The following is a 6,382-nucleotide window of genomic DNA, read 5'->3' on the forward strand; positions in this document are numbered from 1 at the left end:
AAACCGTCATCGAACCCGAACGATTCTTCCTCGACCTGGCCCGCCACGTGCCCCACCTCTCCGACAACCACGCCTCCCACGACAGCGTGATCACCGACATAACCGGGACTGGCGGATCCCGCGACCGCGCCGCACGCGGACGGGGTGCTGGTGATCGACGACTCCGGGGACCGCAAGGACAGGAAGGCGACCGCGCACATCGGGCGGCAGTGGCTGGGCCGGCTTGGCAAGACGGACAACGGCATCGTGACGGTGACCACCCGCTGGGCTGATAAGAACCTCTACTACCCGCTGCACGCGGTGCCCTACAGCCCCGGCCATCACTTCCCCAAGGGCAGGAGCGATCCCGGCTTCCGCACGAAACTGCAGATCGCCGCAGAACTCGCCCGCACTGCCAAGGCCACCGGGGTGGCCTTCCGGGCCATGGCCGCCGACTGCGCGTACGGGGACCAGGACAGCTTCCGCAGACAACTCGGCGAGGCGGGAATGCCGTTCGTCATGGCCCTCAAACCGGGCCACGGCACCTGGGCCTACGGCAAGGACGCCTACACCCCCGCCGACGCCGCCCGGGCCATGACCTGGACGGACCCCGAGCATCCCGGCGACTGGACTGCCTTCGAGCGGACCTTCCGCGACGGGCACACCGAGACCTGGTGGGCCGCCGACGCCCATCTCGACTGGTGGGGCCCCGATGGGAACGTCCGCCTGGTCGTGGCGACCGCAGACCCGGCCACCCTGCCCGCGAAGGCCACCTGGTACCTGGCCACCGACCTGCCCCGACCCGGCGGCCCTCGGGAGGCCGACAGTCCCGAACCTGCCTCTGACCTGCACGAAGTCGTCCGGATCTACGGCATCCGGCACTGGATCGAGCAGAACTACAAGCAGGTCAAGGACGAACTCGGGTGGGCCGACTTCCAGGTCCGCTCCGACACCGCCATCCGCCGCCACCAGACGCTGGTCACCTGCGCTTTCTCGTTCTGCTGGGACGCCTGGTTCAGTCCGCCACCCGAGGATTCGCCCGGCACGGCACCACCGGAGCCGCCCGAAGAACCGGGCCGGCCCGAGAGGGGGACCAACCAGACCCCACCAGCCCCACACGGCCGGCTGGCCCGAGGCCATACGCGCCGTCCTGGCCTGGCTCGACCCCTGGACCAGCCTCCAACGATGCCGGCGAGCCTGGACGAATGCACCCCCACCCCCGCCACCGGAACTCCAGGCCCTGATCAACGCCGTCGGCGCAGGCCACCCGCTTGACCTCTACTCCCCGGCTTAACAAACCACCGCTAGCGGGGGTCCTTGCGCATGCACCACGTGCGAGGGCCGTTGTCGGGGAGCAAGATCTCGGCTGTGGCCTTGAAGCCGAGGCGCTCGTAGAATTTCACGTTCCGCTCGCTGGAGGTCTCCAGGAACGCCGGGTACCCGGCGTGTGCAGCCGCCTCGATGCCGGGGACGAGCACCGCACTACCAAGGCCCTGCCCCTGGGCTTCAGGGGCGACTCCTACCGTGTTGAGGAACCACGCCGGCTCTTGCGGCCGGTACGGAGCGACGGCCTGCTCCGCAGACTCATATGCAGCCGCCCGGTCACCGGCGAGGTCGCCGAGCAACGGGCCGACCTCAGCAAAAGCGGGCGAAGGGTCCTGGTCAGGAGCGGCCCAGACAGCGACAGCGCGGCCCCCGTCAGCAACCCACACGCGCCCGTACACCATCCCGACGCGGGTCAAGCAGAGCTCTTGGAAGCGCCGGATCCGGTCCTCGTGGTCGTCTGCGGCGACCACGTGCCGGGTGTAGGGGTAGTCGGCGAAGGCCCGGGTCAGGGTCTCGACGGCGGCGGGGATGTCGACGTCGGTGATGGGGCGTACGACGGGGGCGTCCTGGATGTGCGGCATGCCTGTTGAACGACCTTGCCAGCAGGCGAGTTCCCGGGAGCATTTGCGCTGTTCATCACATCGCGACAGCTTTGGGAGAACAGAGTCGACCGGCTTGGCAGATGTCTAGTGTGATGCACCAGAAATCTTGAGAGTTGGTTTCCTTGGTTGATTGGTGCCCGTCGCTCCCGCCGCATCTAAAAACGGCTCGGCTACCTCAGCCCCATCGAGCTCGAGGAGAGGTACTACGCCGATCAGGCAACGGCCGAACGAACGAACCTGAACAACAGTCAACCCGCTCTGACCAGCAGATCACCACGTACCGCAAACGGGGGGGGGAAGCTCACATCGCTGTTCCTGCTTCCGTTCGGGAACTGGGAAAGGCGCACCATGCCGGATCTGGCTGTCGGCCCCACCCCTGCCGCGGACACGGTCCAGGAGCGCGCCTTCGGCGAGTACGTGATGCCCATCCACAAGTACTTCCGGCCGCGGAGGGAGAAGCTGCCCGTCTTCACAGACGGCGGCCTGGGGACTTTGAACATGCCGGTACAGGTGACCGTCGGTAGCCGCGACCGACTCCTCGACTCCCACAACACCCGCCGTTGTCTCCAGCAGGCCGCGCCCCGTGTCCCGGTCTCTTTCATCCCCGAGACGGGCCACCTGCTCAAGAACCAGGCCCAGCCGGTCCTGGACTTCCTCCTCGCGACGCAAGGAGCACCGCCCCATGCCTGACACTCTTCACCACCTCGCAGGCACACCCGTGCTGGTCTGCGTGTCGGACGGCGCACCGCTGCGCGATGAGCACGACGCGACCGACCTGATCAGTGAGGGACACCGGCACGGCGCTGCCTGGGCCGCGATCCCGGAAGGACGGCTGCCCGACGACTTCTTCCACCTTCGGGCACGCGTCGTCGGCAGCATCGTCCAGAAGTTCGTCAACTACCGTCTGGGGCTGGCCATCGTCGGGGACATCTCCCGGTACACCGACGCCAGCCCGGCACTGCAGGACTTCGTCCCGGGGAGCAACCGGGGCACCCAACTGTGGGAGAACCGAGCGCTCCTCCGCCGTGCCGGGCGATAAAGGCGGCGGTGCGGGCTGGATCGGTGTCGCGCACCACACGCGGCATGAAGCACTCGACGCGGAACTCCGTGCGCACCACGCACAGCAGGGCCGCGTCCCGTGGGTCTGCGGGGAGTGAGCCGGAGCGGTTCTTCTTCCTTGACGATGTCGATCGGGATCTGAGCGCGCTGCGGGCGGACGAAGCACCATCGGCTGGGCTTCGCTCTCCAGATGTGCACGGTCCTCTACGTGGGGACTATTTCTTCCGGCCACACAGCTCGGCATCGAGGAACCGTTCGCCGGTCGAGCGGTACGCCGAGCGGCGCGAGGTACGAGCACGCGTGGGAGACCCGGGCCCCATACGGCTACCACCCGTACGACGATCCGGATTGGGCCACTTGTACGGCGGCCCTGGGGAGGGCTGGGTGGATCCTGCCGCTGCCGCTGCCCGTCGTCCGTCAGCCGTCGGTCAGCAGTGGGCCGACGGTCTGCTGGCCGATATCCGCGGCCCGTTCCTGGTCGACGACGTCGCCTGTCACGTCCCGGTGTCCGTCCGCCCACCGGCGGGCGGAGGCTTCGCTGGTGAAGAAGTTCAGGGCGTCGCAACAGACCGCGGCCAGCTGGGGCACGGCGGCCTCGGCCGTCGCGCCCGATCGGGCGCAGGACGTCTGCGCCGCAGCACTCGTCGCTGGTGGCGGAGGGACGGGCCCGCGAGGGCCTGACGCAGGGCCTGCGTGCTCGATGCCCCGTCGGTGCGGCCGTCGGCGTGCCTGTACAGGCGGCGCGACATGCTTGATGGTGCCCCTGTCACCGCGAACGGGTCGACACCGTCGATCAGCTCGATAGCCGAACCGGTCATGCCCCAGCGCGCGACATCCGCCTCCTGGCGCACCTCGACCAGCTCCACCTCCGCCGCCGCCCGCCAAACGCGGCAGCGATCCGCTCCTGCGCGACCGGCGTGCTCGGGCAGTCAGGAACTGTTCAGTACCATGATCCGCATTGTGGTTGTCCCGGTGCCATCTACGCCTCTGCGCCCGTGCTCAGGGACCGCGCTGGCACCCATCGCGCCTTCGGCGCAGCGTACGGACTGCGAGGGGCCGGAGCCGGACAAGACGAGCTGCTCGCCGTCCTCAATCAGAGCCGTCCGATGAGGACGGTCTCCGGTCAGCGTTCCAACCCAGCGCGGTCAAAGTCATTCCTCTGAGGCGTGCCGCTCGGTCGCGTCGAGATACGCGTTGATGGCGTCGTGGTTACGGATGAGATAGCGGATCTTCTCGGCCATCCGATCGCGTTCGTGCTCAAGCGTTTCGACCATGTCGGGCGTGATGTAGGGCATGTGGATCGTCTGGGGCTCATTCAGGCACGGCAAGATCTGCCTGATCACGCGTGTGGGGAGACCGACGTCGAGCAGGCCTCGAATCTGGTGCACCCGGTCGACGAGGTGCTCGTCGTACTCACGGTAGCCGTTCGGCATGCGGTCTGGCTCGATCAGGCCCTGCTCCTCGTAGTACCTCAGCAGGCGAATCGGGGTGTCCGTGCGCCGGGCGATCTCTCCGATCTTCATCGGTCCCCTCTCGTGCGGCATGCCCGATTTGACCCTCACATAGGTGTGAGCCTTCAGGGTTGAGTCTATGGACACTCAAACCCGCACTCAACGTCGTCCCGGCAGGGCCAAGGCGAGCTCGTCAGAGCGACTCCCACTCTCCGGGCTCCTGGCGCTCGCCACGGCCGGATTCATCACCTTGCTCACCGAGACAATGCCCGCCGGGGTGCTTCCCGCCATGGCGCGGGACCTGGATGTGACCATCTCGGCGGCAGGGCAGAACGTCACCGTGTATGCGATCGGCTCGGTGATCGCAGCGCTCCCGCTCATGAAGGCGACGGCGGGTTGGCCGCGGCGTCGATTGCTGTTGGCCGCTATCGCGGGGTTCATCATCTCAAACACGGTGACGGCGCTGTCGAGCAACTTCGTGCTTACCTTGGGATCGCGGTTTCTCGCCGGGGTGGTCTCTGCGCTTATCTGGGCGCTGCTCGCCGGATACGCGAGGCGTATGGTCGCACCGCATCGGCGTGGTCGCGCACTGGCGATCGCCTCGGCGGGCACGCCGGTCGCGCTCGCGCTAGGTGTTCCGGCGGGTACGTTTCTCGCGCAAGTGCTGGACTGGCGCATCTCGTTCGGCCTCATCAGCGTTCTCACAGTCGTGCTCGCCGTCTGGATTCGACTGGCGATCCCTGAGTTCGCAGGCCAAGCGCGTGGTGAACGGCAGCGGCTGCTGAGTACGTTCCGGCTGCCCGGTGTTTTCCCGATCCTGGCCGTGACGTCGGCGTACGTGCTGGCTCACAGCATCATGTACAACTACATCGCGCCGTTCCTCGGGCCGATCGGCCTCGGAGATCGCATCGATGCTTTGCTCCTGACCTTCGGAGCGATCTCGTTGATCAGCATCTGGATCATCGGGGCGTTGATCGATCGCCACCTGCGCCCACTGGTCATCGCGAGTTGCGTCTTGTTCGCTGTCGCCACGCTGGCGCTCGCACTGTTCGCGGCACTTCCCATGCTCGTATTCGTGAGCGCGGCGATCTGGGGACTCGCGTTCGGCGGTGTCGCAACGCTCCTCCAGACCACAGCCGCGGAGGCGGCGGGAACAGCTGTCGACGTCGTGCAGTCCCTATTCGTTACCGCCTGGAACCTCGCTATCGCAGGCGGCGGCATCGTCGGCGGCATCCTCCTCAGCACCACAGGGTCCCACGCTCTGCCCTGGGCATCACTCATCATCCTGATCCCCGCCCTAGTCGTTTCCATCGCCGCGCATCGACACGGATTCCCCGGGTCGGAGCGGCGCCGCGCCCGAGAGGAATCCGCATGACACAACCGCACGCAAGCGGCCCGGCCCATCGGGTCTTTCGTGAGAGCACGCTGACAATGACTGTCGCCCCGGAGGCGTATCGTCTCGATACTGGCTCTGAGCGACAGAAATTGGACCCGCACGGCCGTCCTACGCGCCGGTCCCTGTAAAGCCAGGTGCTGGGCACGCATCAGCTCTATCTGCGGAAAGCCTCCACCCGCACACCCCCCGAGAGCACCACCGCGGTCCTCACGTTCCAGATCGCAGCCATTTGCCCGGGTCTGCCACCGGATCAGCGCTCGGCGGCATCCTGCTCAGCATGGGCGTGAACTCACAACACCGGCTTGCCTGGGCAACTGTCGTCACAGCCGCTGCCCTCCTCCTGACGGCACTTGTCGCCAGGAGGAGGACCCTTGAGGCAGCCCGCCCCCCATGAGACTCAGCGCAGCTCATCGTGACCGGCATCGCCATGACTGCGACGCGAAAAGGCAGGAGGTTGGTCACATGTCTCGGCGTCGCTTGAATTCTGACCCTCTGACGGCGGATCAAAAGTGACCCACTTGGTGGTCTTCGCCTGAACCTGATCTTGATGGAAGGTCAGGAGGGAGAGG

The 6,382-nt window shown here is 66.9% G+C and carries 6 protein-coding genes and 2 pseudogenes; 5 read left to right on the top strand and 3 right to left on the bottom strand.

All coding sequences use genetic code 11. From position 1 onward, the window contains the following. Positions 1 to 108: 108 nt before the first annotated feature. Positions 109 to 1,254 (top strand): annotated as a pseudogene (locus IEZ15_RS46225) (IS701 family transposase); the annotation flags it as partial. A gap of 29 nt (positions 1,255 to 1,283) precedes the next feature. Here IEZ15_RS46225 and IEZ15_RS43120 read toward each other — a convergent pair. After that, on the bottom strand, positions 1,284 to 1,886 hold the full coding sequence (locus IEZ15_RS43120) for a GNAT family N-acetyltransferase (RefSeq protein WP_189282392.1): 603 nt from the start codon (positions 1,884 to 1,886) through the stop codon (positions 1,284 to 1,286). Between the two features lie 369 nt (positions 1,887 to 2,255). Between IEZ15_RS43120 and IEZ15_RS43125 the strand changes: the two genes are divergently transcribed. The 3 genes and pseudogenes from IEZ15_RS43125 to IEZ15_RS47600 form a co-directional block, all read left to right on the top strand. Next, a complete protein-coding gene (locus IEZ15_RS43125; protein WP_189282393.1) occupies positions 2,256 to 2,597 on the top strand; it encodes an alpha/beta fold hydrolase family protein in 342 nt (113 codons plus the stop codon). Next, positions 2,590 to 2,946 (top strand): DUF4180 domain-containing protein, encoded by a 357-nt coding sequence (locus tag IEZ15_RS43130; protein WP_189282394.1) that lies wholly within the window; start codon positions 2,590 to 2,592, stop codon positions 2,944 to 2,946. The genes IEZ15_RS43125 and IEZ15_RS43130 overlap by 8 nt, the downstream gene beginning before the upstream one ends. A gap of 44 nt (positions 2,947 to 2,990) precedes the next feature. Then, a pseudogene (locus IEZ15_RS47600) lies at positions 2,991 to 3,318 on the top strand (DUF4158 domain-containing protein); the annotation flags it as partial. Positions 3,319 to 3,383: 65 nt separating this feature from the next. Here the strand turns inward: IEZ15_RS47600 and merB are convergent. Both merB and IEZ15_RS43140 read right to left on the bottom strand, forming a co-directional pair. Further along, positions 3,384 to 3,851 (bottom strand): organomercurial lyase, encoded by a 468-nt coding sequence (gene merB, locus IEZ15_RS46660; RefSeq protein WP_268250518.1) that lies wholly within the window; start codon positions 3,849 to 3,851, stop codon positions 3,384 to 3,386. A gap of 266 nt (positions 3,852 to 4,117) precedes the next feature. Next, positions 4,118 to 4,489: a MerR family transcriptional regulator gene (locus tag IEZ15_RS43140; protein WP_189282396.1), complete on the bottom strand. Its 372-nt coding sequence runs from the start codon at positions 4,487 to 4,489 to the stop codon at positions 4,118 to 4,120. Positions 4,490 to 4,556: 67 nt separating this feature from the next. Here IEZ15_RS43140 and IEZ15_RS43145 point away from each other — a divergent pair, with 67 nt between their 5' ends. After that, a complete protein-coding gene (locus tag IEZ15_RS43145; RefSeq protein ID WP_189282397.1) occupies positions 4,557 to 5,792 on the top strand; it encodes an MFS transporter in 1,236 nt (411 codons plus the stop codon). Positions 5,793 to 6,382: the final 590 nt, after the last annotated feature.

This window comes from Streptomyces atratus (assembly GCF_014648655.1).
GTDB lineage: Bacteria > Actinomycetota > Actinomycetes > Streptomycetales > Streptomycetaceae > Streptomyces > Streptomyces atratus.

Coding starts and splice junctions, on each gene's coding strand:
- IEZ15_RS43145 (WP_189282397.1), top strand. CDS start 4,557: ATGGACACTCAAACCCGCACTCAACGTCGTCCCGGCAGGGCCAAGGCG.
- IEZ15_RS43125 (WP_189282393.1), top strand. CDS start 2,256: ATGCCGGATCTGGCTGTCGGCCCCACCCCTGCCGCGGACACGGTCCAG.
- IEZ15_RS43120 (WP_189282392.1), bottom strand. CDS start 1,886: ATGCCGCACATCCAGGACGCCCCCGTCGTACGCCCCATCACCGACGTC.
- IEZ15_RS43140 (WP_189282396.1), bottom strand. CDS start 4,489: ATGAAGATCGGAGAGATCGCCCGGCGCACGGACACCCCGATTCGCCTG.
- IEZ15_RS43130 (WP_189282394.1), top strand. CDS start 2,590: ATGCCTGACACTCTTCACCACCTCGCAGGCACACCCGTGCTGGTCTGC.